The sequence below is a fragment of the Achromobacter sp. ACRQX genome (assembly GCF_022346505.1).
GTDB lineage: Bacteria > Pseudomonadota > Gammaproteobacteria > Burkholderiales > Burkholderiaceae_B > Achromobacter > Achromobacter animicus.
This window is the reverse complement of record NZ_JAKRML010000017.1, coordinates 102,187-128,499: the sequence shown is the minus strand read 5'-3', so window position 1 is coordinate 128,499 and position 26,313 is coordinate 102,187. Positions and strand designations below refer to the sequence as shown.

The 26,313-nt window shown below is 66.2% G+C and carries 21 protein-coding genes; 7 read left to right on the top strand and 14 right to left on the bottom strand.

The window, feature by feature from the left end; translation table 11 throughout:
- Positions 1 to 387: 387 nt before the first annotated feature.
- Entirely contained in the window at positions 388 to 1,740 is a 1,353-nt protein-coding gene (locus MHZ91_RS16795) for a dicarboxylate/amino acid:cation symporter (protein WP_175125085.1), read from the top strand.
- A 122-nt stretch (positions 1,741 to 1,862) separates the two neighbouring features.
- Here the strand turns inward: MHZ91_RS16795 and MHZ91_RS16790 are convergent, their stop codons facing one another.
- The 7 genes from MHZ91_RS16790 to MHZ91_RS16760 form a co-directional block, all read right to left on the bottom strand.
- Complete coding sequence (locus tag MHZ91_RS16790) at positions 1,863 to 2,489, bottom strand: nucleoside triphosphate pyrophosphatase (protein WP_239214666.1); 627 nt, start codon at positions 2,487 to 2,489, stop codon at positions 1,863 to 1,865.
- Positions 2,490 to 2,520: 31 nt separating this feature from the next.
- A complete protein-coding gene (rlmH, locus tag MHZ91_RS16785) occupies positions 2,521 to 2,991 on the bottom strand; it encodes a 23S rRNA (pseudouridine(1915)-N(3))-methyltransferase RlmH (protein ID WP_056315576.1) in 471 nt (156 codons plus the stop codon).
- Between the two features lie 7 nt (positions 2,992 to 2,998).
- A complete protein-coding gene (gene rsfS, locus MHZ91_RS16780) occupies positions 2,999 to 3,409 on the bottom strand; it encodes a ribosome silencing factor (protein ID WP_191577071.1) in 411 nt (136 codons plus the stop codon).
- Between the two features lie 63 nt (positions 3,410 to 3,472).
- Positions 3,473 to 4,060, bottom strand: coding sequence for a nicotinate (nicotinamide) nucleotide adenylyltransferase (nadD, locus tag MHZ91_RS16775; RefSeq protein WP_239214665.1), 588 nt, complete (start codon positions 4,058 to 4,060; stop codon positions 3,473 to 3,475).
- A complete protein-coding gene (gene hemF / locus MHZ91_RS16770; RefSeq protein ID WP_191577069.1) occupies positions 4,057 to 4,968 on the bottom strand; it encodes an oxygen-dependent coproporphyrinogen oxidase in 912 nt (303 codons plus the stop codon). Before hemF ends, nadD begins: the two co-directional genes overlap by 4 nt.
- A 12-nt stretch (positions 4,969 to 4,980) precedes the next feature.
- On the bottom strand, positions 4,981 to 6,288 hold the full coding sequence (gene purD, locus MHZ91_RS16765; RefSeq protein ID WP_175125079.1) for a phosphoribosylamine--glycine ligase: 1,308 nt from the start codon (positions 6,286 to 6,288) through the stop codon (positions 4,981 to 4,983).
- A gap of 63 nt (positions 6,289 to 6,351) precedes the next feature.
- On the bottom strand, positions 6,352 to 7,083 hold the full coding sequence (locus tag MHZ91_RS16760) for a YebC/PmpR family DNA-binding transcriptional regulator (protein ID WP_175125078.1): 732 nt from the start codon (positions 7,081 to 7,083) through the stop codon (positions 6,352 to 6,354).
- Positions 7,084 to 7,242: 159 nt separating this feature from the next.
- On the opposite strand from MHZ91_RS16760, the gene MHZ91_RS16755 reads away from it, so the two are divergent.
- The 3 genes from MHZ91_RS16755 to MHZ91_RS16745 all read left to right on the top strand — a co-directional run bounded on the left by MHZ91_RS16755 (position 7,243) and on the right by MHZ91_RS16745 (position 10,968).
- The gene (locus tag MHZ91_RS16755) at positions 7,243 to 8,781 is read left to right on the top strand and encodes a helicase HerA-like C-terminal domain-containing protein (protein WP_175125077.1); all 1,539 of its coding nucleotides are present in this window, start codon (positions 7,243 to 7,245) and stop codon (positions 8,779 to 8,781) included.
- A gap of 127 nt (positions 8,782 to 8,908) precedes the next feature.
- Positions 8,909 to 9,976, top strand: a complete 1,068-nt coding sequence (locus tag MHZ91_RS16750; protein ID WP_239214664.1) for a tartrate dehydrogenase — start codon at positions 8,909 to 8,911, stop codon at positions 9,974 to 9,976.
- 32 nt (positions 9,977 to 10,008) lie between these two features.
- Positions 10,009 to 10,968: a hypothetical protein gene (locus MHZ91_RS16745; protein WP_239214662.1), complete on the top strand. Its 960-nt coding sequence runs from the start codon at positions 10,009 to 10,011 to the stop codon at positions 10,966 to 10,968.
- A 92-nt stretch (positions 10,969 to 11,060) separates the two neighbouring features.
- Here the strand turns inward: MHZ91_RS16745 and MHZ91_RS16740 are convergent, their stop codons facing one another.
- The 5 genes from MHZ91_RS16740 to MHZ91_RS16720 form a co-directional block, all read right to left on the bottom strand.
- Positions 11,061 to 12,674 carry a DHA2 family efflux MFS transporter permease subunit gene (locus MHZ91_RS16740; RefSeq protein ID WP_224776795.1) on the bottom strand — a complete coding sequence of 538 codons (1,614 nt, stop codon included), beginning with the start codon at positions 12,672 to 12,674 and terminating at the stop codon, positions 11,061 to 11,063.
- A complete protein-coding gene (locus MHZ91_RS16735; RefSeq protein WP_175125074.1) occupies positions 12,671 to 13,864 on the bottom strand; it encodes an efflux RND transporter periplasmic adaptor subunit in 1,194 nt (397 codons plus the stop codon). Before MHZ91_RS16735 ends, MHZ91_RS16740 begins: the two co-directional genes overlap by 4 nt.
- Before the next feature lie 21 nt (positions 13,865 to 13,885).
- On the bottom strand, positions 13,886 to 15,301 hold the full coding sequence (locus tag MHZ91_RS16730) for an efflux transporter outer membrane subunit (protein ID WP_175125073.1): 1,416 nt from the start codon (positions 15,299 to 15,301) through the stop codon (positions 13,886 to 13,888).
- A gap of 94 nt (positions 15,302 to 15,395) precedes the next feature.
- A complete protein-coding gene (locus MHZ91_RS16725) occupies positions 15,396 to 15,920 on the bottom strand; it encodes a MarR family winged helix-turn-helix transcriptional regulator (protein ID WP_175185189.1) in 525 nt (174 codons plus the stop codon).
- 31 nt (positions 15,921 to 15,951) lie between these two features.
- The gene (locus MHZ91_RS16720; RefSeq protein ID WP_175184936.1) at positions 15,952 to 16,839 is read right to left on the bottom strand and encodes a DMT family transporter; all 888 of its coding nucleotides are present in this window, start codon (positions 16,837 to 16,839) and stop codon (positions 15,952 to 15,954) included.
- A 69-nt stretch (positions 16,840 to 16,908) separates the two neighbouring features.
- Here MHZ91_RS16720 and MHZ91_RS16715 point away from each other — a divergent pair, with 69 nt between their 5' ends.
- On the top strand, positions 16,909 to 17,886 hold the full coding sequence (locus MHZ91_RS16715; protein ID WP_175125071.1) for a DMT family transporter: 978 nt from the start codon (positions 16,909 to 16,911) through the stop codon (positions 17,884 to 17,886).
- A gap of 50 nt (positions 17,887 to 17,936) precedes the next feature.
- Complete coding sequence (locus MHZ91_RS16710) at positions 17,937 to 18,926, top strand: quinone oxidoreductase (protein WP_175125070.1); 990 nt, start codon at positions 17,937 to 17,939, stop codon at positions 18,924 to 18,926.
- Between the two features lie 114 nt (positions 18,927 to 19,040).
- On the opposite strand, the gene MHZ91_RS16705 is transcribed toward MHZ91_RS16710, so the two are convergent.
- Positions 19,041 to 19,715, bottom strand: a complete 675-nt coding sequence (locus tag MHZ91_RS16705; RefSeq protein ID WP_218345294.1) for an epoxyqueuosine reductase QueH — start codon at positions 19,713 to 19,715, stop codon at positions 19,041 to 19,043.
- 48 nt (positions 19,716 to 19,763) lie between these two features.
- Positions 19,764 to 22,559: a bifunctional [glutamate--ammonia ligase]-adenylyl-L-tyrosine phosphorylase/[glutamate--ammonia-ligase] adenylyltransferase gene (gene glnE / locus MHZ91_RS16700; protein ID WP_239214661.1), complete on the bottom strand. Its 2,796-nt coding sequence runs from the start codon at positions 22,557 to 22,559 to the stop codon at positions 19,764 to 19,766.
- A 103-nt stretch (positions 22,560 to 22,662) separates the two neighbouring features.
- On the opposite strand from glnE, the gene MHZ91_RS16695 reads away from it, so the two are divergent.
- Complete coding sequence (locus tag MHZ91_RS16695; protein ID WP_239214660.1) at positions 22,663 to 26,295, top strand: YhdP family protein; 3,633 nt, start codon at positions 22,663 to 22,665, stop codon at positions 26,293 to 26,295.
- Positions 26,296 to 26,313: the final 18 nt, after the last annotated feature.

Genomic DNA, 26,313 nt, shown 5'->3' with positions numbered 1-26,313 from the left:
GGGGGGGGGGGGGGGGGGGGGGGGGGGGGGCCCGCCCCGCCCCGCCGCGGGGCCCGGCGCCCCGGGCCCGGCCCGAGGAAGGGGAGCCGTTCATGGTGTGCGGTTTTCCGCACATTTTAGCGGGTTTCTGTGCGGAGATTCGCCTATTAATGCTTCTCGGTGGACAAGCAGCGATTGCGAAATCCTATATTTTTCAATGCTTTATCTGAGTTGTTGCGGAGCCGCCCGACTTGGCATGGGTATTGCGTTTATACCGGCAAGCCGCGCGGCACACCCCCGCGGTGAAATCGGCCGGCGGCAGGATCGCATGGCCATAAAACAGATAACGCCCCGACGTCGCACGCGCCACGCTGCGCGGAGCAAGGGGCCCTGGTGGGGACAATCCCAATGATCGAAGTGGATCAAAGCGCGCCCGCGCGCAAGCTCAAGTTCTATCAAATCCTGTACGTGCAGGTGATCTTCGCCATCGTGGTGGGCATCTTGCTTGGCGCATTCAAGCCGGAACTCGGCCAGCAGATGCAACCGCTGGGCGACGCCTTCATCAAGTTGGTGAAGATGATCATTGCGCCGGTCATCTTCCTGACCGTGGCAACCGGCATTGCCGCCATGAGCGACCTGAAGAAGGTCGGGCGCGTGGCCGGCAAGGCCATGCTGTATTTCCTGGTGTTCTCGACGTTGGCGTTGGTCGTCGGCATGGTGGTCAGCCATATCGTACAGCCCGGCGCCGGCATGCACATCGACCCGACCACGCTGGATCAGAAGGCCGTATCCGGATATGTCGCCAAGGCGCATGATTCGACGATCACCGGCTTCCTGATGAACGTGATTCCCACGACCATCTTCAGCCCGTTCGTCGGTGGCGACATCCTGCAGGTGCTGTTCGTGGCGGTACTGTTCGGCATTTCGCTCGCCATGGTCGGCGAGCGTGGCAAACCGATCCTGAATTTCATGACGGCGCTGGCGCAGCCCATCTTCAAGATGGTGGCGATCCTGATGAAGGCCGCGCCCATCGGCGCCTTTGGCGCGATGGCGTTCACCATCGGCAAATACGGCATCAAGTCAGTCGTGAACCTGGCGATGCTGGTGGGCACGTTCTACGCGACGTCGGTGCTGTTCGTGGTGGTCGTGCTGGGCCTGGTTGCCCGCTACAACGGCTTCTCGATCTTCAAGCTGGTCCGCTACATCCGCGAAGAACTGCTGCTGGTGCTGGGCACGAGTTCGTCGGAAGCCGCTCTGCCGACGTTGATGCAGAAGATGGAACGCGCTGGCTGCTCGAAGTCGGTGGTCGGCCTGGTGGTGCCTACCGGTTACTCGTTCAACCTGGACGGCACCAACATCTACATGACGATGGCCGCGCTGTTCATTGCGCAGGCCTGCGACATTCCGCTGTCGCTGGGTGATCAGATCCTGCTGCTGCTCGTGGCGATGCTGAGCTCGAAGGGCGCGGCCGGCGTGACCGGCGCGGGTTTCATCACGCTGGCGGCCACGCTGTCGGTGGTGCCTTCGGTGCCGGTCGCCGGCATGGCGCTGATCCTGGGTGTGGATCGCTTCATGTCGGAATGCCGCGCCCTGACCAACCTGGTCGGCAACGCGACCGCCACCGTGGTCGTCGCGCGCTGGGAAGGCGAGCTCGATCAGGAGCAACTGCATGCCACGCTGGACAGCGCAGGCACGCCCGCGGCGGCGCAGACGCAATCGCAGCCGCAAGTCGCCATCGGCGAACCTGCCCGCCAGAGCTGAACTTTTTCGCCGCGCGTGCCAGGCGGCGAATGAAACATGGCCTGCGCCGAATCGCGTGCCGGTCAAAAAAAATCCCCCGAAAGCCTTGCGGCGCGGGGGATTTTTTTCGGGCTGGATTGGTGTCAGGGCACCTGGATGCCGGCCTCGCGGAGCAGGTTGGAGGTTTCGAAGAGCGGCAGGCCCATCACGCCGGTGTAGCTGCCGGCGATGCGCGAGACGAATGTGCCCGCCAGGCCTTGAATGCCATACGCGCCCGCCTTGCCGAAGGGTTCGCCGCTGTCGCAATAGCGGCTGATTTCGTCCTCTTGCAAGGCGCGCATGTGGACTTCGGTGATGGAGACGGCTTCCAGCAGGCGGTCGCCACTGCACACTGCAACCGCGGTATGGACTTCGTGCGAGGCGCCGGACAGCGCTCGCAGGATACGGATCGCGTCGTCGCGGTCTGCGGGCTTGCCCAGGACCTCGCCCGCCAGGATGACGGTGGTGTCGGCGGCAAGCAAGGGCAGGACGGGCATGGCGTGCGCGCGCATCCAGTCGCGGCCGCGCAGGGCCTTGTCCCGGGCGGTGCGCTGCACGTAATCAGCGGCGCTTTCGCCCGGATGCTGCGGTTCGTCCTCGCCGGGCGGGGCCGGAACGAGCAGGACCTCGTGCGCGAGGCCGATCTGATTCAGCAATTCGCGGCGGCGCGGGCTGGCGGAGGCGAGATACAGGCGCGGGGAGGAACGGGAGGGATTGGCGGTGTCGGTCATGCGCAGCAGGGCAGGCGCCGCCGGGCGGCGGTCACGCGCGGTGGTAGGGATGGTTGGTCATGATGGCCCAGGCGCGGTAGAGCTGTTCGGCCAGTACCACGCGCACCATGGGGTGGGGCAACGTGAGGGACGACAGGCGCAACTGGCCGCTGGCGGATGCCTTGAGGGCGGGATCCAGGCCGTCGGGGCCGCCGACAAGAAACGCGACATCCTGCCCGCCCGCGCGCCACTGTTCGAGTTTTTGCGACAGCGCCATCGTGGTGAGGTCGCGGCCGCGTTCGTCCAGGGCCAGGCGCAGCGCATTGGCGGGCAGGGCGGCCTCAATGCGCTTGGCCTCGGCCGCCATCATCTGGGCCGGGGTCTTGCCTGTGGTGCGGGGCTCGGGCTTGATTTCGCGCAGTTCAAGCGCGCAGTCGGCCGGCAGGCGCTTGGCGTAGTCGTCCCAGGCGGTCTGCACCCAGTCCGGCATCCGCGTGCCCACCGCGACGACAATCAGCTTCACGGCGTGATCAGTCTTCGGTGTCGTCGTAACCGCTGCCGCTGTCGCTGGGGACAGGCGCGACCCGGGTCGATTCGGGCAGGAGCTTCACGCGCACCGGCTTGCCGCCCCAGATTTCTTCGAGGTTGTAATACTGGCGAATGGCCGGCTGCATGATGTGCACGACGACATCGCCAAGGTCGACGACGACCCATTCACCGGTGTCCTCGCCTTCAATGGTGATGCCGGTGAGCGACATGGCGCGGCCGCGATCGGCGACGCTGGAAGCCAGCGCGCGGGTCTGCCGGTTGGAGGTGGCGCTTGCAATCACGACGCGATCGAACAAGCTGGTCAGATGCGTGGTGCTGAAGACCTTGATGTCTTGCGCCTTGACGTCTTCGAGGGCGTCGATGACGGCGCGTTGGAGTTTCTGTATATCCATAGGTGCAAATATAACCCGCTCGAGGGCAGCGGCGGCTGACCGGCCGCGCCGGGCGGGAAGGGTTTATCGGTAGAGTTTGTGCGCCGCAATATAGGCGGCGACGGACGCGTCGAGCAGTCCGTCGGTGGATTCGCCCTGCGCCAGGCGCTGGCGGATTTCGGAAGCCGACACCGGCATGGGCGGAAAAGGCAGTTCTTGCAGCGTGCGGCCCTGGTCCTCTAGCCATTGCGCAAGTTCCGGCGGTGCGCTTAGGGGCGTGCCGGGGCGGGTGGCCACGGCCAGGTCGACCAGGCTGGAAATGTCGCGCCAGTTGCGCCAGGTGCAGAAATTGGCGAGCTGGTCGGCCCCCAGCAGCCATGCATAGCGCGCGTCCTGCGGCAGGGCGCGCAGCGTGTCGATGGTGTAGGTGGCGCCGCCCCGCTCGATTTCAATGGGGTTGACCGCCAGTCCCGGATGGCCGGCGATGGCCAGTTCCAGCATCGCAAGGCGATGTTCGGCGGTGGCGTTCAGCGCAGCGCGCTGCCAGGGGTTGGCGGCGGGGATGAGCTGCACCTGGTCTAACCTCAGCGACTGCAGGGCATTCTGCGCCAGCGCGATGTGGGCGACGTGAACGGGATCGAAGCTGCCGCCGAAGAGGCCGATGCGTTTCAAACCCAGTCCCGCGGTTTGAGATAGGCGGCCAGTTCGGCCTCGGGGGTGCCGGCTTCAGGCTGCCAGTCGTAGCGCCATTGCGCGAGCGGCGGCATGGACAGCAGGATTGATTCGGTGCGGCCCCCGGATTGCAGGCCGAAGAGCGTGCCGCGGTCGAAGACCAGGTTGAATTCGACGTAGCGGCCGCGGCGGTAGGCCTGGAAATCGCGCTCGCGTTCGGTGTAGGCGATGCCGCGGCGCTTGTCGACGATGGGCAGGTAACTGTCCAGGAATGCGTCGCCGACTGAACGGGTCAGGGCAAAGGACGCGTCGAAGCCGGGGGCGTTCAGGTCGTCGAAGAAGACGCCGCCGATGCCGCGGGTTTCGTCGCGATGCTTGAGGAAGAAGTATTCGTCGCACCAGCGCTTGTAGCGCGGATAGTAATCGGGCCCGTGGGGCGCCAGCGCGTCCCGGCACACCGTGTGGAAGTGGCGGGCGTCTTCTTCGAAGGGATAGTACGGGGTGAGGTCGATGCCGCCGCCGAACCAGAAGACGTCGGCCTCGTCATGGCCGGGCCGCGCGGCCGCGACGAACATGCGCACGTTCATGTGCGTGGTGGGCACGTACGGATTGCGCGGGTGCAGCACCATGGACACGCCCATGGCCTCCCATGAGCGGCCGGCAAGTTCCGGGCGGTGCGCGCTTGCCGACGGCGGCAGCTTGGAACCCTTGACGTGGCTGAACAGCACGCCGGCGCGTTCGAAGAGCTGGCCGCCTTCGAGCAGGCGCGACAGACCGCCGCCGCCCTCGGGCCGCACCCATTCGTCGGCGCGGAAGGGGCCGCCTTCGGCCGCTTCCAGCGCGCCCACGATGCGGGCCTGCAAGCCGGTGAGGTAGTCCCGGACAGCGGAGACGGGCAGAGCGGTCATGGGCGGTTCCGGTTACGCGTTGGACTTGGGCTTTTGCTGCGACGGCTTGAGCGCGCGCCAGCCGATGTCGGAGCGGTACTGGCGGCCATCGAAGTGGATGCGGTCAATGGCTTCGTAGACACGGTCGCGCGCCATTTTGACGGAATCGCCCAGGGCGGTGACGCACAGTACGCGGCCGCCAGTGGTCTTGACTTCTTCGCCATCGAGCTGGGTGGCGGCGTGAAAGACCATGCAGTCTTCGGCGTCGGCGGGCAGGCCGCGGATGACGTCGCCGGTGCGCGGCGTGTTGGGGTAGTTGTGAGCGGCCAGCACGGCGCCCAGGGCGGTGCGGCGGTCCCAGACGATGTCAGCCTGGTCGAGCGTGCCTTCGACGGCGTGCTCGAGGGCATCCAGCAGGTCGCTCTTGACGCGCATCATGATGGGCTGGGTTTCGGGGTCGCCCATGCGGCAGTTGAATTCCAGCGTCTTGATTTCGCGGTCGGGGTCATCGCCCGGGGCGATCATCAGGCCGGCGTACAGGAAACCCGTATACGGAATGCCGTCGCGCGTCATGCCCTGCACGGTGGGCAGGATGATTTCGCGCATGATGCGGTGATGCAGTTCGGGCGTGACGATGGGCGCGGGCGAGTAGGCGCCCATGCCGCCCGTATTGGGACCGCGGTCGCCGTCCTGCAGGCGCTTGTGGTCCTGGCTGGTGGCCAGGGCGAGCACGTTGCGGCCGTCGCACATGACGATGAAGCTGGCTTCTTCGCCGATCAGGCATTCTTCGATGACGACGCGCGCGCCGGCTTCGCCCATGGAGCCGTCGCCCAGCATGGCGTCGACGGCGGCGTGCGCTTCTTCGAGGGTGGCGGCAACGACCACGCCCTTGCCCGCGGCCAGACCGTCGGCCTTGATGACGATGGGCGCGCCTTCCTGGTCAATGTAGGCATGAGCCTTGGCCGGGTCGGTGAAGGTTTCGTAGCGCGCGGTCGGGATGTTGTGCCGGACCATGAAGGCCTTGGCGTAATCCTTGGAGCTTTCAAGCTGCGCGGCGGCCTTGGTGGGTCCGAAGATCTTCAGGCCACGGGCGCGGAAGACGTCGACGACACCGGCGGCCAGGGGCGCCTCGGGGCCGACGACCGTCAGGGCGATGCCCTCGCGCTGGACGAAATCGGCCAGTTCCTCGGCATTGGTGAGCGGGATGTTCTCCATCTGCTCGGCCCGTTGCGTGCCGCCGTTGCCCGGAGCGACATACACCTTGTGCACGCGCGGGGAGCGGGCCAGCCGCCAGGCGAGGGCATGTTCGCGGCCGCCCGAGCCAATTACCAGGAGTTTCATGTTGCGTGAGTCTGAAGAGGCGCGCAGGCAGACGGAACCGCCGGCGCGCCAGGAAAGGGAGAGTTACTGCGCTTCGTCGAAAATGACGGTCGTATAGACTTCCTGCACGTCGTCCAGGCTTTCCAGGGCGTCGAGCAGTTTCTGCATCTTGGCGGCGTCGTCGCCGGCGAGTTCGGTTTCGTTCAGGGCCTTCATGACGATGCCGTCGACTTCGGCCTTCAGGCCGGCCTCGTCGAAGGCCTTGCGCACGGCAGCGTAATCGGACGGGGCGCAGACGACTTCGATCACGCCTTCTTCGTCGGTGGTGACGTCTTCGGCGCCGGCCTCGAGGGCGGCTTCCATGACCTTGTCTTCAGGGGTGCCCGGGGCGAACACGAACTGGCCGCAGTGCTTGAACATGAAGGCGACCGAGCCTTCCTGGCCGAGGTTGCCGCCGTTCTTGGAGAACGCGTGGCGGACTTCGGCGACGGTGCGGGTGCGGTTGTCGGTCATGCAGTCGACGATGACCGCCGCGCCGCCAATGCCGTAGCCTTCGTAGCGGACTTCTTCGTAGGCCTCGCCGTCGGCGCCGCCCGCGCCACGCTGGATGGCGCGCTGGATGTTGTCCTTGGGCATGTTGGCGTCGGTGGCCTTGTCCCAGGCCATGCGCAAACGGGGGTTGCTGTCCGGGTCGGGGCCGCCGGCGCGCGCCGCCACGGTGATTTCACGAATGATCTTGGTCCAGAGCTTTCCGCGCTTGGCGTCTTGGCGCCCTTTGCGGTGCTGAATATTGGCCCATTTGCTGTGTCCGGCCATGGCTTCCCAGGGTAATGTGTCTGCAAAGACGGCATTTTACCGTGCCGGCGGCCCTCCCGTCCGGCAAGAGGGACGCTTGTGTCCATATAGCCACGCGCACAAGGCGGGCGGCAGGCTCTACACTTGGGCATCCATCTGATCCCTGGTCCGGAGCCGCCCATGCCCAACCCCCTTGTCATCGCCAAGAACGCGCAGACCGAGTTGGCGCTGCTGCCGGCCCTGGCCAACCGCCACGGGTGCATTACGGGGGCCACCGGCACGGGCAAAACCGTCACCCTGCAGGTCCTGGCCGAGTCTTTTTCCCGGATCGGCACGCCCGTGTTCATGGCGGACGTCAAAGGTGACCTGACCGGCATTTCGCAGGCGGGCGTGTCCAGCCCCAAGCTGCAGGAACGCCTGAAGAATCTGGGGCTGCCGGAGCCCGCCTGGGGCGCCAGCCCGGTCGCCCTGTGGGACGTCTTTGGCGAGCAGGGGCTGCCGGTGCGGGCCACCATTACCGATATGGGGCCGCTGCTGCTGTCGCGCATTCTTGAACTGAACGACACGCAGGAAGGCGTCCTGACCCTGGTTTTCAAGGTGGCGGACGACGAGGGACAGCTGCTGCTGGACTTGAAGGATTTGCGGGCGATGCTGCAGGACGTCGCCGACCGCGCCGGCGAACTGAAGACACGCTACGGCAATGTGTCCTCGGCCAGCGTCGGCGCCATCCAGCGCGGTCTGCTCGCGCTGGAATCGCAAGGCGCGGAACGGTTTTTCGGCGAGCCGATGCTGGACGTTGCCGACCTGATGCGCACCGACGCGCAGGGCCGCGGCATCGTCAACGTGCTGGCGGCCGACAAGCTGATGCAGGCGCCGCGCCTGTACGCCATCTTCCTGCTGTGGCTGCTGGCCGACCTGTATGAAAAGCTGCCCGAGGTGGGTGACATGGACCAGCCCAAGCTGGTCTTCTTCTTCGACGAGGCCCACCTGCTGTTCAACGACGCCCCGCAGGCGCTCCTGACCAAGATCGAGCAGGTCGTGCGCCTGGTCCGCTCCAAGGGCGTGGGCGTTTATTTCGTGACCCAGAATCCGCTGGATATCCCCGACACCGTGCTGGGCCAGTTGGGCAACCGCGTCCAGCATGCGCTGCGGGCGTTCACGCCGCGCGACCAGAAGGCCGTCAAGACTGCGGCGCAGACCATGCGGCCCAATCCCGGCCTGGACATCGAGGCCGCGATCACCGAGCTGGGCGTGGGCGAGGCGCTGGTGTCGCTCCTGGATGCCAAGGGCCGCCCGATGCCGACCGAGCGCGCCTACATCGTGCCGCCGGGCAGCCGTATCGGGCCGGCGACGGACGCGGAACGTCAGGCGCTGCGCCAGGGCAATCCCCTGGCGCCCAAATATGAAAAGGCGGTCGACCGGGAGTCCGCCTACGAAATCCTGGCGGGCCGCGCGGCGGCGCCGGCAGAACCTCCGGTCGCCAAGGATGTACCGGCCCGGGCCGGGCAGCCGTCCGCCAAGACGTCCCAGCCGCCTGCCGACGAGAGCGGCGGGCTGATGGACAGCCTGAAGGACGTGCTGTTCGGGTCGACCGGACCACGCGGCGGCAAACGCGACGGCGTGGTGCAGACCATTGCCAAAAGCTCGGCCCGCTCCATCGCGCGGGAACTCACGCGAGGGATCCTCGGGTCGTTGCTGGGATCGAAGGGCCGGCGCTAAGCCTCATCGGCGCAACGTGGCGTATCGGTTAGTCCGACCGTCCGTTTCGTAAAGTGGGGTATTGTGTGGCCGGCATTTATGCCTGACATTGCGGGCGGTGTATCAATGAAAACCAAAGGAAGACGTGGTGGCTAAGAGACACAAGATTGCGGTGCTCCCAGGAGACGGGATCGGCAAGGAAGTCGTGCCGGAAGGTTTGAAGGTGCTGGATGCCGTGGCGACGCGGTTCGGAATCGAGTTCCAATGGGACCATTTCGACTGGAGCTGCGACTACTACGCCAAGCACGGCAAGATGATGCCGGACGACTGGAAGGACCAGATCGGCCAGCACGAGGCCATTTTCTTCGGTTCGATCGGCTGGCCCGCTACCGTGCCCGACCACGAGGCCTTGTGGGGCTCGTTGTTCAAGTTCCGCCGTGAATTCGATCAATACATCAATCTGCGCCCGGTGCGTCTGATGCCCGGCGTGCCGTCGCCGCTGGCCGACCGCAAGCCCGGCGAGATCGATTTCTTCATCGTGCGTGAAAACACCGAAGGCGAATACTCCAACAGCGGTGGCCGCCTGTTCGAGGGCACCGACCGCGAAGTGGTCATTCAGGAAAGTGTTTTTACGCGCATCGGCGCCGAGCGCGTGCTGAAGTTCGCATTTGAACTGGCGCAAAAGCGCGGCAAGCACCTGACTGCCGCCACCAAGTCCAATGGCATTTCGATTTCGATGCCGTGGTGGGACGAGCGCGTGGCCGAGATGGCCGGGAACTATCCCGACGTGCGCTGGGACAAATATCACATCGACATCCTGTGCGCGCACTTCGTGCAGCATCCGGACTGGTTCGATGTCGTGGTGGCTTCCAACCTGTTTGGCGACATCCTGTCGGACCTGGGACCGGCCTGCACGGGCACCATCGGTATCGCGCCGTCCGCCAATCTCAACCCGGAACGCAAGTTTCCGTCGCTCTTTGAACCGGTGCATGGATCGGCGCCGGACATTTATGGCAAGGGCATCGCCAACCCCATCGGTCAGATCTGGAGCGGGGCATTGATGCTGGATTTCTTGGGGTATCCCGACGCGTCGGCCGCCGTTGTCAAGGCAATCGAGACCGTGCTGGCCGAAGGTCCGCGGACGCGGGATATGAAAGGCAACGCTTCAACGGCCGAAGTCGGCGACGCGATCGCTGCGCTGGTCCGAGCCGGCTGAGTGCATTGGCGGCAGGCCCGTCCGATTAATTGATGAACGACTCGATTATTTCTCCCCCCTCCGATCACGTGGGCGGCGGGCGGGCCGACCGCTTCGTGCGCAAGCTTTTTCGCATGCTGCGCTCGCGCACGCAGCGGCACAATCAGCATTTGTGGCCGTTCGTCCGTATCTGGCGCGACAAGGAAGGCGCGATCAGCGGGTATCGCGCCTTCGGTCGTTCGCTGCCCGTCACGCCGCTATCCCAAGGCTACGATCCCGCCGACAAGGTGGTGCATCTGATCCTGAGCGGCCCGTCGATCGCCGAGATTCCCTATGACCGGATGGATATCGGCGTGGCGATGGGCGTCAATGGCGCCATCGCGCTGTCGCGCAAGTTTGGTCTGAAGTTCAAGTATTACTGCATCATCGACCAGAACTTCGTGCGCGACCGCATCGACCTGGTGCGAGAGATCGTCGCGAGCGACCTGACCTTGTACGTGTTTCCGGAGGTGCTGCGCTACATCATGCAGGGCATCGCCCAGGAACACATCCGCTGCCGCATCTGCATCATCGAACTGATATCCAAGCGCGCTTACGAGCGTAGCGCCGCGCCGGCAGTGCTCAAGCGCATCGCAGCGGCCTCGGCTGACGTCGAACTGCTGGACGCCAAGCAGGGGCTGGGCTACAGCTTCGATGCCTCGCTGGGGGTATTCGATGCCGATACCGTCGCGTATGCGGCCCTTCAGGTCCTGATGTCCGGCGGGGTGCGCGAGGTCTACGTGCACGGGCTGGACCTGACCGTGCAGGGCGGATTGCGTTTCTACGACGAGGGCGGCAAGCCACAGACCAGCCGTCTGACACGCAACTTTCCGCGCTACATCGAACCGTCTTTCCGCTTTGCATCGCCGCTTTGGCGCGCGCGGGGGGTGTCCGTGTTTAACCTGTCGCCGGTCAGCGCGTTGTCGGCCGACATCATCGAACGCAAGGACTGGCGCACGCTGCTCAAGGACTGATCCGGCGGTGCGGACGCCGCCAGGCCAACCCGAGCATCAGAAAAAAACAAGGCGCCGCGAGGCGCCTTGTGCTTTTGCCGATGCCGATCGTATCAGTGCGCGCCGGCAGCCGCTTCCGCCGCACCGCCGCCTCCCGATTTGGACGCGCGCGGCCGCGCGAACCAGACCAGGCCCGTCAGCAGCAGGAAGATGATGGCGGACGCGTAGAACACGTCCGTCGCCGACATCGTGAAGGCCTGCGCATTGATCAGCCCGTCCACCATGGTGAGCGCTTGCTGGTGCGAGACGCCCAGCCCGTTCTGCAAGCTGTTCATGGTCTGGTCGAACGCCTGCTGGCCGGGGCGGGCAATCTCGGTCAGTTGCGCGTGGTGCAGCGTTGCGCGGTTTTCCCACAGCGTCGTCGAAATCGACGTGCCGAACGCGCCCGCCGTCAGCCGCAGGAAGTTCGACAGCCCGGATGCCGCCGGGATGCGCCAAGGCTCCATGCTGGACAGCGTGATCGACGTGAGCGGCACGAAGAACGCCGCCATCGCTGCGCCCTGGATGATGGTCGGGATCATCAGCGTGCGCACGTCCGTCTGGGTGTTGAAGCCCGCGCGCATGAAGCAGACCAGCGCAAAGATCAGGAAGGCGACCGTGACGATCTGCCTGGGGTCGCGCGTGGCCAGCATCTTGCCCACGATGGGCGTGAGCAGGATCGCCAGCAGTCCGACCGGCGCGGTCACGAGCCCCGCATAGGTCGCGGTGTAGCCCATGTTGCTTTGCAGCCAGAGCGGCAGCAGCACGACGTTGCCGAAGAAGACACCATAGGCCACCGCCAGCGTCAGCGCGCCCACCGTGAAGTTGCGGACCTTGAAAAGGCGCAGGTCCACCACGGGGTGCGCGTCGGTCAACTCCCAGATCAGGAAGAACACGAAGGCCACGAACGCAATCGCCGCCAGCGCGATGATGGTGGGGCTGGCAAACCAGTCCAGCTCCTTGCCCTTGTCCAGCATGATCTGCAGCGCGCCTACCCAGACCACGAGCAGGACGAGGCCGAGCTTGTCGATCGGCAGCTTGCGCGTGACGGATTCGCGGTTGCCGTAGATGCGCCAGCTGATCCAGGCGGCCAGGAGGCCCACCGGCACGTTGATGTAGAAGATCCAGGGCCAGGTGTAGTTGTCGGAAATCCAGCCGCCGAGCAGCGGGCCGGCCACCGGCGCCACCAGTGTCGTCATGGACCAGACCGCCAGCGCCATGCCTGCCTTGGACTTCGGAAAGCTGGCCAGCATCAGCGTCTGCGACAGGGGGATCATCGGGCCGGCCACCGCGCCTTGCAGCACCCGGAACGCGATCAGCGCCTCGAGCGAGGGCGAAAAGCCGCACAGCCAGGACGCCAGCACGAAGAGCAGCGTGGAGATCAGGAACAGGCGCACCTGTCCGAAGCGCTGCGTCAGCCAGCCGGTCAGCGGCACGGTGATGGCGTTGGCCACCGCGAACGATGTAATGACCCACGTACCCTGGCTGGTGCTCACGCCCAGGTCGCCGGAGATGGTGGGGATGGACACGTTCGCGATGGACGTGTCCAGCACGTTCATGAAGACCGCGGTCGACAGGGCAATGGACCCGATGATGCGGGTCGCGCCCTCCAATGGCGGATGGGTGCCCGGCGGGCGGGCGGCTTCTTGGGGCGCGCCGGCGCCCGCGGGCTGGGCGGCCGTGCTCATGATGCGACGTTGGCGGCGATGATCTTCGCGATCATTGCGTCGACTTCATTGTGGGCGGGCTCGAAGGCGCGGGTCGACCAGGCCGGTTCCTTGCGCGCCACCTGCGTGAGCGGGGCGCCATCGTCCTTGCCGACGTCGACTTCCACGTCCATCGACAGGCCCACGCGCAGCGGATGCTGCTTGAGGTCTTCGGGGTCCAGCGTGATGCGCACGGGGACGCGCTGCACCACCTTGATCCAGTTGCCGGTGGCGTTCTGGGCGGGAAGCAGGGCGAAGGCGGCGCCAGTGCCGGCATCCAGCCCGGCAACGGTGCCGTGGTAGGTGACCGAGCTGCCGTACAGATCGGCCACCATCTTGACCGGCTGGCCGATGCGCATCTTGCGCAACTGGCCTTCCTTGAAGTTGGCCTCGACCCAGACCTGGTCCAGCGGCACCACGGTCATCAGCGCGGCGCCGGGGGCGACGCGCTGGCCGACCTGCGCGCTGCGGCGCGCGATCACGCCGCCCACGGGGGCGGGCAGCACGGTGCGCGACTGCGCAAGCCAGGCGTTGCGCAGCTCGGCGGCCGCCTGGCGCACGTCGGGGTGATCGGCCACCGAGGTGCCTTGCGTCAGCGCCTGGTTGGTCGCCAGCTTGGCCTGCGCGGCGGCCAGCGCCGCCTTGGCTTGCGCAACGCCGGACTGCGCGGACTTGAGCGCGACCTCGGCGTGCAGGATTTCCTCGCCGCTGACGCCGCCCGACTTGGCGAGCTGCTGGCGGCGCTTCACGTCGCTCTGCGCGCGGGTCAGTTCAGCCTGGGCGCGCAGGATATCGGCATTGCGCAGGTCGACGTCGGCCGCCAGCGCATCGTTCTGCACGTAGTAGGTCTGTACCTGGCGCACGGTCTGCGCCAGCTTGGCTTGCGCCTGCTGCAGGGCGACGTCGGTGTCGGCGGGGTCGAGGCGGACCAGCGGCTGGCCGGCGGTGACCGTTTCGGTGTCGTCGGCTTCGATGGCCACCACGGTGCCGGGCACCTGCGGCGTGATCTGCACCAGGTTGCCGTGCACGTAGGCATCGTCGGTGCTTTCAAAATGGGCGCCGAACAGCGCCCACCAGATGCCGTAGGCAATGCCGGCAACGATGAAAACGCCGGTCGCCGTCAGCAGGAGGCGTTTACGGGCGGGATGGGTGGTGGGAGTGGCAGCGTTCATGACGTCTGAATCCGGGATCGTTCAATGAATGGAGTTCGGGGCAGGCTCGGCCTGCGCCGCATAGCCGCCGCCCAGGGCGGTGGCAAGGTTGGCGTCGAGCTGATAGGCGCGGATGCGCAGGTCCGTTTCAAGACGGGCCTGCGTCAGCACGCCGGTCTGCGCGATCAGCACGGTGATGTAGTTGCCCATGCCGGCCTTGTAGCGGTCGACGGCCAGGGCGTAGGCGGCCTCGATGGCCTCGCGCGCCTGGCGTTGCTGGGCCTTTTCCTGGTCCAGCAGGCGCAGGCCGTCCAGGGCGTCGGCGACCTGATGCGCGGCGTCCAGCACGGTCTGGTTGTAGTCCGACACCGCCAGGTCCGCATCGGCGCGGCGGCCCGCGAGATTGGCGTTGAGTTCTCCGCCGTGGAAGATGGGCAGCGTGATGGCCGGACCGATGCCGGCCATGCGGGCGTCGGCGCCCAGCAGGTTGCCGGTGCCGATCGCCTGAAAGCCGACGAACGCGGCGAGGTTCACGTTGGGATAGAACTCGGCCTTGGCCGTGTCGATGGCGTGGCGCGCCGCCTCGGCGCGCCAGCGGGCGGCCGTGACGTCGGGCCGGTGACCGAGCAGGTCGAGCGGAACACTGGCCGGGACCGCGCCGGCCGGTGCGGTCAGCGACACCTGAACCAGATCCTGTCCCCGCTGCGGGCCGGCGCCCGCCAAGGCGGCGACCTGGTTACGCAGTTGGGCGAGCGTGGTGTCGGTCTGGGTCAGTTCGACCTTGCCGGAGGCCAGCGACGACTCGGCCTGCTTGACTTCAACCTGCGTGTCCAGCCCGGCCGAGTAGCGGCCCTGGGTCAGCGACAAAACTTCAGCGCGCTGCGCGATCACGCGGTTCAGCACGTCGCGCTGGGCAAACGCGTTCTGCAGGTTCAGGTAGGCGCGCACGGTCGCGCTGGCGAGCAGGTTGCGCGCGGCTTGCGCGTCGGCGCTGGCGGCTTCCTGTTGCGACACGGCGGACTGCAGGCGCGAACGGTTCTTGCCCCAGAAATCAAGCTCGTAGCTGAAGTCCAGCGCCAGCCGGTTGTCGCTGACGACGGAGCCGCCCAGCGGCGCCGGGTAGATGTAGTCCTTGGACAGGTGCTCGCGATTGAGGGTATAGCCCGCGTCCACGCGCGGCAGCAGCGGCGCGCGCGCGATGCCGACGGCGGCGTTGGCCTTGGCCAGGCGCGCCTGCGCGGCGCTCATCGAGGGACTGTTGGCCAGCGCTTCTGTCATCAGTGCGTTGAGCTGCGGGTCGCCGTAGCGTTCCCACCATTGGGCGGCGGGCCATTCGGTGGCTTGACCGGTCAGCCCGAGCTTGGCGGCATCAAGCGCGGCGACGGGCTTGGGCGCCGGCTCCATCAGCGCGCAACCGGCGAGGGCGAGCACCAATGCGGTAGATAAAAGGCGTTTCATCCTGACTGTTAGCTGAAAGTAATTGATTAATCTGTATTTGCCTAGGCAACGATTATGCCAAATAAATACCCCGGCTCCAGCACGGGGCGTGGGGTCAGCGGTCGGCCGGGGAGCCGGACGCGGACCCGTTTGCGATCATTCGTCGCATGAAGTGCATGAGCTGCTTGACCTCGTCGGTCGAAAAGCCGCGCAGGTGATGATTGAGCGCGCGGGCAATGTTGGCGGGGATTTCGCGGGCCTTGGCCTCGCCCAGTTCGGTGAGCTCGATCTTGACGACGCGGCGGTCTTCCTGGCTGCGGTTCCGGCGCAGGAGGCCCTTGGCTTCCAGGCGGTCCAGCGCACGCGTCATGGCGCCGGTGTCCATGTCGTTGAGCCGTGCCAGTTCGGCGGGCGTATCGGCACGGCCCAGAAACACCATGGCCAGCGGACGCCATTGCATGGCGGTGAGGTCAAGCGGCGCCATCTCCTGGTCCAGCATGCGGTTCAGGGAGTGATAAGCCAGCTTGATGAGATAGCCCGCGTTGTCTTCGGCCATGCAACGGGTGTCGTTGCGGTAATGGACCGGGGTGTCGGGCGACTCGGAGGATACGGGCGTGGGCAGGGAAGGCGCGGCAGTCATGCGGCGCATTTTACTGCCTAGTCAGTTATTGTCAAGGCTGTATCTTTGCCGCGGGTTCGGCCGCCGGCGCCTGCTTGCGCAGACCGGACCAGACGATGGCGGCCACGATCAGCGCAGCGCCGGCCAGCATGCGCGGCGTCGGCTCCTGGCTGAACAGCACCCAGGCGAAGGCAATGGCATAGACCGGTTCCAGCGCAATCACCAGCCCCGCGCTGCGGGCGTTCAGCCGGGTCAGGCTGGAGACGAACAGGTAATGGGACAGCCCGGTGCAGAAGACGCCCAGCAACGCCAGCCAGAACCAGTCCAGCGCGGGCAGCGCAGGCAGTTGGCCGATCGCGAAGGGCACCATCACCAGCGCCACCACCACGTTCTGCCAGCAGGCTACCTGCATCGGATCCATGCCGGAGGCCGAGCGGCGGTTGCTCAAGGCCAGCAGCGCAAAGCTCAGGCCGGACAGCAGGCCCCACGCGAGTCCGATGGTGCCCTGGTCGGCCAGGTTGAACGAAGGCGTGACGAGCACCAGGCCGGCGGTCACCAGGCCCAGCAGCAGCCATTCGGCAAGACGGACGCGCTCGCGGAAGATGAGGCCTTCGAACAGGGTGATAAAGGCGGGAAAACTGGCAAAGCCGAGCGTCGCGATGGCAATGCCGCCCACCTTCACGGAAATGAAGAACGTGACCCAGTGCGCCGCGAGCAGCGCGCCCGCGAGGACCAGCACGAACAGCTGCGCCGGGGTCAGCACGCCCAGCAGCGGCTTGCGGCGCATGCGCGCGAAGATGCCCAGCGCCACGACCGCGAACAGCGCCCGTCCCAGCGTGATGACGGCGGCGCTGGCCTGGATCAGTTCGCCGAACACGCCGGTCAGGCCGAATAGCACGGCGGCAATATGGATATAAGTAAGGGCGCGGTGTCGGGTCATGCTGCGAAGGAGGCGGTCTGCATCAGAGAAGGCGTGCAATTATTTTTGCGGTGAACTTAAAATCATCGCATGAATCGTATTGCCAAGCTTACGGCGCTCCCGCTGGCCTCCAGCCGCGCCGCCGGGATCGCCATGGCGGTGCTTGGCGCCATCCTCTTTTCCGCCAAGGCCATCGTCGTCAAGTTCACCTACCGCTACGGAATCGACGCGGTCACGCTGATCGCGTTTCGGATGCTGTTCGCGATGCCGTTCTTCGCGGTGGTGGCGTGGCGCCAGTCGCGCCGCGCGGCGCGGGGCGAGATCGTGGTGATGACCACCAAGGAACGCCTGCAGGTGTGCGTGCTTGGTCTTCTGGGCTATTACCTGTCCAGCTTCCTCGACTTCCTGGGGTTGCGCTACATCACCGCCAGCCTCGAACGCCTGATCCTGTTTCTGTCTCCCTCGCTCGTCGTGCTGCTGTCGGCCCTTTGGTTCAAGCGGCCGATCGAGCGCCGGCAATGGCTGGCCATGGTGCTGTCGTACGCCGGCGTGGTGCTGGTGTTTGCGCACGACCTGTCCTTCGGCGGGGGCGGCGAGGTGCTGTTAGGGTCTTTGTTCGTTTTCGGCTCGGCTGCAAGCTATTCTGTGTACCTGATTTGCTCCGGGGAACTGATCAAGCGGATCGGCCCGACGCGGCTGGTGGCGTATGCCATGCTGGTGTCGTGCGTGGCCTGCATCATCCAGTTCTTTGTCGTGCACCCGCCGTCGATGCTGATCCAGCCCGCGGCGGTCTATGGCTATTCCATCATTCACGCCACGCTGAACACGGTGGTGCCGGTATTCATGCTGATGTGGGCAGTGTCGCTGATCGGCGCACCCACTGCTTCGCTGCTGGGCATGGTGGGACCGGTGTCGGTGCTGTTCCTGGCCTCGTGGTTCCTGGACGAGCCCATCACCGTGTGGCAGATGGGCGGAACCGTCCTGGTGCTGGCGGGGGTGTTTGCGTTGATGGGGGGCGGCGCCATGCGCACGCCGCCCGCGCAGGACGACAGGCAGTCCACGCGGTGAAGTCTGCATTTTTGGTCAATTCGCATTATTTCCAATGAAAGGAGGCCAGCATGGCCAGCAATCTCGTCAAGGCAATTCGTATCGAGCAGCACGGTGGTCCTGAAGTTTTGAAGCTGGTTGAGGTGGAAGTGCCCCCGCCGGCCGCCAACGAAGTCACGATCGAGCAGCACGCCGCCGGTCTGAACTTCATCGATATCTATTTCCGCACGGGCTTGTATCCGCATCCGCTGCCGCACGGCCTGGGTTTCGAGGGCGCTGGCGTGGTGACCGCTGTGGGCGCCGACGTCAAGCACCTGAAGAAGGGCGACCGCGTGGCCTACGGCCAGAGCCCCATCGGCGCCTATGCCAAGGCTCGCAACGTGCCGGCCCTGCAGGTCGTCAAGGTGCCCAAGGGCATTGAATTCGACGAAGCGGCCGCGTTGATGCTCAAGGGCCTGACGGTGCAGTACCTGTTCCGCCAGACGTACCGCCTGCAGGGCGGCGAGACCATCCTGTTCCATGCCGCGGCTGGCGGTGTCGGGCTGATCGCTTGCCAATGGGCCAAGGCGCTCGGCGTCAAGTTGATCGGCACGGTCTCCAGCCCGGAAAAGGCGGAACTGGCGCGCGAGAACGGCGCCTGGGAAACCATTGATTATTCGCGTGAAAACGTGGTCGAGCGCGTGCTGGAACTGACGGGCGGCAAGAAGGTGCCCGTGGTGTATGACGGCGTGGGCAAGGACACGTGGGAAACCTCGCTGGACTGCATCGAGCCGCGCGGTTTGATGGTCAGCTTCGGCAACGCCTCGGGTCCCGTGGCAGGCGTGAACCTGGCCGTCCTGAACCAGAAGGGCAGCCTGTACGTGACGCGCCCCTCGCTGGGCATCCACGTGAACACGCTGGAAAAGCTGCAGTCGGCCTCCGAAGAACTGTTCGACCTGGTGCTCAAGAAGAAGATCAAGGTCCGCATCGACCAGCGCTACACGCTGGAGCAGGCGGGCGAGGCGCAGACGGCGCTGGCTTCGCGCAAGACGACGGGCGCGACGGTGCTGACGCTGGACTGATCGCAACACAAAGCATTGCGGCGCCCCGTGGGGCGCCGCAGCGGGCCTGGAGGACGCGCGATGCGCCGACTGCCAGGCTTTTTTATGGGCGGTGCGGAGCGCACCGCCCGCTGATCAGAGATTTTCTTCGTTGATCAGGTCTTCCTTGCCGTAGAACTTGACGCCGATGTGAATGCGTTCCCGGCCCTGCGAGCGGCGATGGCGGTTGGTATCGCGCAGCGAGTAGACGCAGCCGCAGTATTCCTGCTGGTAGAAGTTCTCGCGCTTGCTGATTTCGATCATGCGCGCCGAACCGCCGCCCTTGCGCCAGTTGTAGGTCCAGTAGATCAGGTCGTCGTAGCGCGCGGCGGCGCGTTCGCCGCAGCCGTTGATCTGGTTCATGTCCTTCCAGCGCGAGATCCCGAGCGAGCTGGTGATGGTGTCAAAGCCATGCTCGTGCGCGTAAAGCGCGGTGCGCTCGAAGCGCATGTCGAAGCAGGCCGTGCAGCGCTCGCCGCGTTCGGGCGCGTTTTCCATGCCCTTGACGCGCTCGAACCAGTTGTCCATGTCGTAGTCGGCGTCGATGAATTCGATGCCGTGCTGCTCGGCGAAGCGGATGTTCTCCTGCTTGCGGATTTCGTACTCTTTGACCGGATGGATGTTCGGATTGTAGAAGTAGATCGCGTAATCGATCCCGGAGGCCGTCATGGCCTCCATGACCTCGCCGGAACAGGGCGCGCAACACGAATGCATCAGCACCTTGCTGCGGCCGGCGGGCAGGTCGAGTTTGGGGCGGACGAGTTCAGACATGGCGGTCAGGCAAAAGCGGAAAAACCCTTATTTTACGACGAGTTGCCATCAGCCCAGCACCGTTGTCCAGAGCTCGCGGACTGCGGCCCGTTCTGACTGCAGCTGGTCGGGCGCCACGCGGGCCTTTTCCACGCCCTGAAGACGCAATTGGTGCTGGACGCGCCGCAGCGTGCGGTAGGCGTCGCCCGACCGCGCCGCCAGGTCCGGCGGGATCAGCCCGGCCTCGCCGGCCAGGCGCAACAGCGCGATGTTGCCCAGGTTGCGCACCAGCACCGGATGCGTGCCCGCGTGGCACAGCACCAGGTACTGCGTCACGAATTCCACGTCGACCATGCCGCCGCGATCGTGCTTCAGATCGAAGCGGTCGGTGGTGTTGGGATGGCCAGCGTTGATCTTTTCGCGCATCGCCAGCACCTCGTTGCGCAACGCGGCCGTGTCGCGCGGCGCCACCAGGATGTCCTCGCGGATCTTCTCAAAGCGCTCGCCAAGGTTGGCGTCGCCCGCCGCGAAACGCGCCCGGGTCAGCGCCTGGTGTTCCCACGCCCAGGCGTGCTTGTGCTGGTATTGCTCGAAGGCCTCCAGCGAGACCGCCAGCAACCCCGCGTCGCCGTCGGGCCGCAGGCGCAGGTCGGTTTCGTACAGCCGGCCCGAGGACGTCATGGTCGACAGCCAGGACGACATGCGCCGGCCCAGCTTGGCGTAGACCTCCGCCGCGTCGTCGCGCGGGTCGTCGAACAGGAACACCAGGTCAAGATCGGACGCATAGCCCAGTTCCTTGCCGCCCAGCTTGCCGTACGCGATGACGGCAAAGTGCGGCTCGGCGCCCGGGACCTTGTTCACGAGCGGCCAGGCGCGACGGATGGTTTCGGTAAGCAGCAGGTCGGCCAGCGCGGACAATTGGTCGGCCAGCTTTTCGACGGTGAGCTCGCCCTCCAGATCCTGCGCCAGCAATTGGAAGCTGGCCTGGCGCTGCACGTCGCGCATCAGGTTCATCTGGCGTTCGACGTCCGGATCGCCGTCCGGCAGGCGGCAGGCGTCCATATCTGCGGTGAGCTGCCGGGCAATCTGGCCGAAGTCGAGCGGCTCGAAGAGCGTGCGCCAGTCGATCAGGCTGTCGAGCAGCAGCGGATGCTGCGTCAGGTACTGCGCGGCCCACGGACTGGCGGCCACCATGCGCGCCACGCGCGCCAGCGTGTCCGGGTACTCGGCAAGCAAGGCAAGGTACGCGCTGCGTTGCGCAATCTTTTCGATCAGGTCGAAGAGGCGCACCGCCGCTTCATGCGGCGCCGGCGTCTGCAGCGCGGCGCGCAGGGCGGCCGGCAGCAGAACCTCCATACGGCGGCGGCTGCTTTCTGGCAGGCTGCGCACGCGATGGCTGCCCGATAGCGTCTCGGCGCGGCGCAGCAGATCGTCTGCATCGTTGCCGAACGCCTGGCGGATCTGCTCGCTCAGTTCGCATTCGCTGTCAGGCTCGGGCTGGCTGGACGGCGTGGCGTCTGCGGTGGCGTCCGGGGCGGTGGCGGGTGCGGCTTCTTCCTCGCCCATGCCGACCATGCGGAATACGTTGCGGAAGGTCTGCGACACGAACTCGCGGTGTGCCGCCAAGGTGCTTTCAAAGTCTTCGGCCGTCATCCCCAGCGCCGCGGCCAGGGCGGCGCGCAGGTCGGGGTCGCCGGGCAAGAGGTGGGTCTGCTCGTCTTCGCGGTACTGCAGCGCATGCTCGGTGCGGCGCAGGAAACGATAGGCCTCTTCCAGGCGGCGGGCATCGTCCTCGGGGATCAAACCCGCCATGCACTCGGCATGCAGCGCTTCCAGCAGCCCCCGCTTTTGCAGCGCCGGCATGCGGCCGCCGCGAATCAATTGCGCAAGCTGCACCACGAACTCGATCTCGCGGATGCCGCCGTCGCCCAGCTTGATGTTGTTGGCGCTGTCGATGCCATTGCGCGCCGACGCGCGGCGCTGCCAGTCCTGGCGGATGCGCTCGCGCAGCGCGCGCAGCGCGGCCAGCGCGTCAAAATCGAAATACTTGCGGTAGACGAAGGGCACGCGCAGGCTTTCCAGTTGCCGGGCCTGCGCGGCGCTGTCGCTGTCTTCGAACGCCTGCGCGGGCATCAGCCGCGCTTTCAGCCAGGCATAGCGCTCCCATTCGCGGCCCTGGCCGATCAGGTAGTGCTCCAGGGCATCCAGGCTCCAGGCCAGCGGACCGGCGTCGCCGTCCGGGCGCAGGCGCAGGTCGGTGCGGAACACCTGGCCGTTGGCGTCCACCTCGGACAGGACCGGCATCATGCGGCGGGTCAGGCGCCCGTAGAACTCGTGATGGCTGATGCGGCGCGGGCCGTCGGTTTCGCCTTCTTCGCCGTACAGCATGATGAGGTCGATGTCGGACGAAACGTTGAGCTCGCAGCCACCCAGCTTGCCCATGCCGACGATCAGCATCTCCTGCGGTTTGCCGGTGGTCGGGTCGCGCGGCATGCCGTGCACGGCCGACAGTTCCGCCGCCACGCTGCGGTAGGCGGCAGCCACTGCCATGTCCGCCAGCGTGGTCATGGCGCCCACCACCTCTTCAAGCGGCGCTTGCCCGGTCAGGTCGCGCACGATCAGCACGCTGAAGACGCGTTCGCGCAGCTTTCGCAGCACCATGCGGCAGACGTCCACCGGCAAGGCGGCGGAGGCGGCCGAGGCGGGGCCGGCCAGTTCGTTCTGCCATTGCGCCATCAGGTCGGGTGTCACGGGGTGTTTCACGGCCTCGTCCAACCAGGCGGCCAGGTCCGGGTGGGCGTCCAGGCGGCGGCGCAGATGGCCGGACCAGGCGAGGGCGGGAGCGATCAAGGATGGTTTCGACATGGTGCAAAGGGCGGCAGACGGATGGACGTGTTTCAGGTATAAGTGGGGACGATACTGCAAGACATCTCCTCCTGCCCACTGATCCGTGTCTGTTCCAAAAAAAGTGCTCCGCAGCCTGTTCTGGGCCGCGCTGACCGTCTATGGCGTCGTCGCCATCGGGTTTCTGGGCGTGCGCTACTGGGTCCTCCCGCGGGTGGATCAGTGGCGCCCTCAGATCGAAGCCTACGCCAGCCAGGCGTTGGGCGCCCGCGTTACGATCGGCGCGATCAAGGCGAACTGGCAAGGGCTCAATCCCAGGCTCGATCTCGCTGCCGTCCAGGTCTACGACGACGACGCCGATCCGGTATTGAGCCTGCCGTCCGTGTCCGCGGTCGTGGCATGGCGCAGCCTGCTGTCGCTGTCGCCCACGCTGGTGCGGCTGCGGCTGGAAAAGCCGGAACTCACGCTGCGGCGGGACGCGTCCAATCATCTGTGGGTCGCCGGTCAGGACATCGACCTGAATGCGAGCGACCATGCCTCCGACCTCAATCATCCGGGCCTGCGCTGGCTGGCGGCGCAGCGCGAGCTGCTGGTCAGCGACGCCACGCTGCGCTGGCAGGACGAATTGCGCCAGGCGCCGGAACTGACACTGGAAGGCGTCGACTTCCTGGTGCGCAATGGCAGCCTGTCGCACCGGTTCGTGCTGCAGGCCTCCGCAGGGCCCGCGCTGGCGCATAAGCTGGAACTGCGCGGGGAATTCAACCGTGGACTGTTTGGCGTCGACGCCAAAAAGCCCGCCAACTGGAGCGGCCAGATTTTTGCGCAGGCCGACGACGTGGAGCCGCAGGCCTGGGCGCCGTGGATCGACGTGCCCGCGGTCGCCGGCCGGCTGGCGGCTCGGGCGTGGTGGCAATTGGATCACGGCAAGTTCACCGAACTGACCAGCGATGTCGCCGTGCGCGGCGTGTCCTGGATTGCGGCGCCGGACGGCCCAGCTGTCCAGAGCGGCTCGGGGCAGTTGCGCTTTTCCCTGTGGCCTGGCGATTACGTGAAGATCGAAGGCGTGCCGCTGGGGCGCAGCAAGGGCGCGCCTGACGTGGCCGTCAAGGGCGCGGTGCATCAACTGCGCGTGACGCTGCCCGGCGTCTTCGAGACGCCGACGCTACGGGCCGACGACCTGGAGCTCGATGCCCAGGTCAAGGGGCCGGATCCGGCGCATTGGTTCGTCGACGTGGCGCAGTTGCGCCTTGCCAATGAAGACCTGGAAGCACGCCTGCAAGGCCAATGGCGGCCCGAAGGCAAGACCGCGGCGGGCAGCGTTGACGTGCGCGGCACGATGGTCCGCGGGTCGATGTCGGCCATTCACCGGTATCTGCCGCTCGAGGTGAATGCGGACGCCCGTGAATGGCTGGCGACCGGCCTGCCCGCCGGGCAGATGCATTCGGCGGCCATCACGCTCAAGGGCGATCTGGACGACTTTCCGTATGGCGCACCGGGCTCGACCGGCGAGTTCGTCATCGCCGGCAACTATTCCGGCGCCAAGGTCGATTACGCGCCGGCGCGCAAACACCACAAGGGCTGGCCGATGCTGGAAAACCTGTCGGGCAGTTTTCGCATCGACAAGGTGAGCCTCGCGCTGGATAGCGCCGGCGGCGCTGTGGCCCATACCGGGCAGGGACATACCGTCACGCTGGGCAAGGTGAAAGCCGCCATTCCGAACATGGAGCACGACTCACAGCTTCGCGTCACCGGCGACACCTCCGGGCCGGTGGCGGCGTACCTGGCGCTGGCGGCGAATTCTCCGCTGGGCGAGCTGCTGGACGGGGCGCTGGACGAGGCGCACGGCACCGGCGACTGGCGCATGCCGCTCGATCTGACCGTGCCGCTGCTCAACACCGATGACACGCAAGTGGTGGGGCGCATCAAGTTCTCGGACAATTCGTTCAGCTTCATGCCCGAGATTCCGGTGCTCAGCCAGATCCACGGTGATCTGGAATTCTCGGAAAAAGGCGTGCAGACCAAGGGCATCCGCGCGCAGTTCCTGGGCGGCCCCGTCAACATCTACGGCACGCTGGCGCAAGGCACGGACGCGCTGCGTTTTGACGGCACGCTATCGGGGCCCGGCCTGTCGCAGTTGAGCCGCGCGCCGTCGATGTCGCGCTTTACCGGCCGTGCGGCGTACAAGGGCCGGCTGATCTACCTGAAGGGCGGTGCGATCGACATCTCGGCCGAGTCCGACCTGGTCGGCATGGCGATCGACATGCCCGCGCCGGCCGGCAAGCCCGCCAAGTCCGCGCAGTTGTTGAAGCTGCAATGGTCGCCGGCACAGGACCGCGGCGCGCGCGACCGGCGCTGGCTCACGGCCAGCCTGGGCGACAACGTGAATGCGCTGTTCGAGCGGGACCCGGCCGATGGCTCCTCGTCGTATTTTTCGCGCGGGGCGCTGGGCGTCGGGCGGCCAGCCAGCCTGCCGGAACGCGGGCTGAGCCTGAACGCCAGCCTGCCCGAGCTGGACATGGACGGCTGGGAAAAGGTTTCGGACGGATTCGACGAGCCGCCCGTCAAGGGCAGGCCGCCCGCCAAGCCTATCCTGCCGCAGCCCGAGCGCATCAGCCTGGCGGCCAGCGTGCTGCACGCCAGCGGTTTCACCTTCAATGACCTGACGCTGTACGCCACGCGTCCCGCGCCGGCGCGCTGGCGCGTCGAACTGGAATCGCGGCAGGCGGCGGGCACGCTGGAGTGGCGTGAGGCGCAGGGCGCCATCGCCGGCCAGATCACCGCTCGCCTGAAACATCTGTCGATCGCGGGCGAGGGCGACGCCAATCAGGCCGACAAGGCGCTGGCGTCCGGCAACGACCTGTCCGACATCCCCGCCATCGACCTGCAAGCCAACCAGTTCATGCTGTACGGCAAGAACCTGGGGGCGCTTCAGGTCACGGGCACCAATCTGGAACGCGGACGGCAGTGGCGGCTGGACAAGCTGTCCATCACCAACGATTCGGCGGCCCTGAACGCCACGGGGAGCTGGGGGCTGGAAGGTCCCAACCGCGGCCTGACCGTCGACGCGTTGCTGAAGCTGGAAAACGTCGGTGACTTCATGGGCCGGATCGGCTTCGAGAACGTGGTGTCCAACGGCAAGGGAACGATCCAGGGCAAGGCGACCTGGCGCAATCTGCCGTGGACACACAACATTGCCGACGTGGTGGGGGACGTGGTGGTCAGCCTGGACAACGGCCGCTTCATGCACGTGAATTCCCGCACCGCGCGCCTCTTGGAGTTGCTGTCGCTGCAATCGCTGCAGCGGTTGGCACGGCTGGACGTCAATCCCACCAACCTGCTGCGCGACGGCTTTCCGTTCGACACCATTCGCGGGAACGTGAAGGTGGCCGACGGCATGCTGACCACCGAAGGCTACAAGATCAACGGGCCGGTCGCGGCCATCGTCCTGGCCGGAGGCGTGAACCTCGTCAAGGAACGCTGGGACATGAAAGCGGTGGTGATTCCGAATCTGGACGCCAGCGGCGCGGCGATGGTTACCGCCCTGGCGGTCAATCCGCTGATCGGCCTGGGCGCTTTTGTCACGCAATGGTTGCTCAAGCAGCCGCTCGCCCGCGCGATGACCATGGAATACGCCGTCACAGGCAGCTGGGACGATCCCAGCATCGAGCCGATCGAAGCCGGCAAGGAACCGGCCAAGCAGACGCCGCGCCCCGCGAATGCCACGCCGCGCCGGATGCCGGAATTCATCGAACATTGAGCCGCCGCCCATAAAAAA